Genomic DNA, 1781 nt, shown 5'->3' with positions numbered 1-1781 from the left:
CCGCCGCCGGCCGCCCCGTGACCAGCACCTCGTCGTGCCCGGCTCGAGGCCGTGGCGCTGCAGCGCGATGACGCACAGCGCGGCGGTGTAGCCGGCCGTGGCGATGGCCATCGCCTCGCGCGTGGTGAAGGCCGCCGGCAGCCGCAGCAGGCACTGCGGCGACAGCCGCGCCTTCTGCGCCAGCCCGCCCCATTCGGTTTCGCCCAGTCCCCAGCCGTTGACCACGACGCGGTCGCCCGGCTGCCAGGCCGGGTCGCTGCTGCGCTCGACCACGCCGGCCAGGTCGATCCCCGGCACCAGCGGCCAGTGCTTCACCACCGCACCGCGGCCGGTGACCGCGAGCGCGTCCTTGAAGTTGAGGCTGGAGTACTCGATGCGCACCGTCACGTCGCCGGGCGGCAGCTGCGACTCGTCCAGCTCCACCAGCTCGGCATGGGTGCGCCGGTCCGCCTGCGTCAGCATCAGGCGCGGAACATGCGGCCGCCCTCAGGCGTAGGTGTAGAAGCCGCGGCCGCTCTTGCGGCCCAGGCGGCCGGCAGCCACCATTTCCTTCAGCAGCGGCGCGGGCCGGTACTTCGGGTCGTCGAAGCCCTCGCTGAACACCTGCATCACCGCGAGCAGCGTGTCCAGGCCGATCAGGTCGGCCAGCGCCAGCGGGCCGATCGGCTGGTTGCAGCCCAGCGTCATGCCCGCGTCGATGTCCTCGGCGCTGGCCAGGCCCTCCTGCAGCACGAAGATCGCCTCGTTGATCATCGGCACCAGGATACGGTTGACCGCGAACCCCGGGCTGTTCTTCACCGCGATCGGCGTCTTGCCGATGGACTTGACGAAGGCCAGCGCGCGCTCGCGCGTCGCCTCCGAGGTCTGCAGGCCGCCGATCACCTCGACCAGCGCCATCAGCGGCACCGGGTTGAAGAAGTGCATGCCGACGAAGCGCTCGGGCGCCTTCACCGCCGCGGCCAGCTGGGTGATGCTGATCGACGAGGTGTTGGTCGCGATCACCGCCTCCTCGCGCACCACGTCGGCGAGCTGCTGCAGGATGCGCAGCTTCAGCGCCAGGTTCTCGGTGGCGGCCTCGATCACGAGGTCGGCCCCGGCCAGCGCCGCGTAGTCGGTCGTGCCGCGCACGCGGGCCAGCGCCGCGGCGCTGGCCGCGGCCGTCAGCTTGTCCTTCTTGACCAGCCGCTCCAGGCTGCTGCCCAGCGTCGCGAGGCCGCGCGCGACCGCCGCGTCCGACACGTCGACCAGCGTCACGTCCAGCCCGGCCATGGCGCACACCTGCGCGATGCCGTTGCCCATGGTGCCGGCGCCGATGACGCCGATTGTTTGACCGCTCATGCAGCGACTCCTTCGATGATCTCCCGCCACTGTAGGCCCTGCCGGCCTGCGCATCGATGCCCGAACGCGTCGCAGGGGCTGGCGGGTTTTGCCACTGCACGCGCATCCGATGTCGGGCACCATCATCCCTCTTCCCATCCCCTGCAAAGACCATGCGCGCCACCTTCTACGAACGCACCGGAGCGGCCCGGGACGTGCTCCGGATCGGCGAGCTGCCCGACCCGGTGCCCGGCCCGGGCGAGCTGCGCGTGAAGCTGCAGTGGTCCGGCGTGAACCCCTCCGACGTGAAGTCCCGCGCCGGCCTGCGCAGCCCGGTGATGCCCTTTCCCCGCGTCACGCCGCACAGCGACGGCATGGGCGTCGTCGATGCCGTCGGCCCCGGCGTCAGCGAGGCGCGCCTGGGCGAGCGCGTGTGGCTGTGGAACGGCGCCTGGGCGCGCCCG

Annotated in this window: 3 protein-coding genes; 1 reads left to right on the top strand and 2 read right to left on the bottom strand. The window is 72.1% G+C overall.

The features are described 5' to 3' along the window. Together x551_RS21720 and x551_RS21715 are read right to left on the bottom strand one after the other, a co-directional pair. A partial coding sequence (locus tag x551_RS21720) for an alcohol dehydrogenase catalytic domain-containing protein (RefSeq protein WP_036251314.1) occupies window positions 1-462 on the bottom strand: 462 nt, incomplete at its 3' end. Window positions 463-486: 24 nt separating this feature from the next. Beyond that, entirely contained in the window at window positions 487-1338 is an 852-nt protein-coding gene (locus x551_RS21715) for a 3-hydroxybutyryl-CoA dehydrogenase (protein ID WP_036233440.1), read from the bottom strand. 152 nt (window positions 1339-1490) lie between these two features. Between x551_RS21715 and x551_RS21710 the strand changes: the two genes are divergently transcribed. Then, the coding region (locus x551_RS21710; protein ID WP_036251311.1) for an alcohol dehydrogenase catalytic domain-containing protein at window positions 1491-1781 on the top strand (291 nt) is incomplete at its 3' end.

Source organism: Methylibium sp. T29, assembly GCF_000576205.1.
GTDB classification, from domain to species: Bacteria; Pseudomonadota; Gammaproteobacteria; order Burkholderiales; family Burkholderiaceae_C; genus Methylibium; species Methylibium petroleiphilum.
This window is presented reverse-complemented; position numbering and strand designations above follow the sequence as displayed.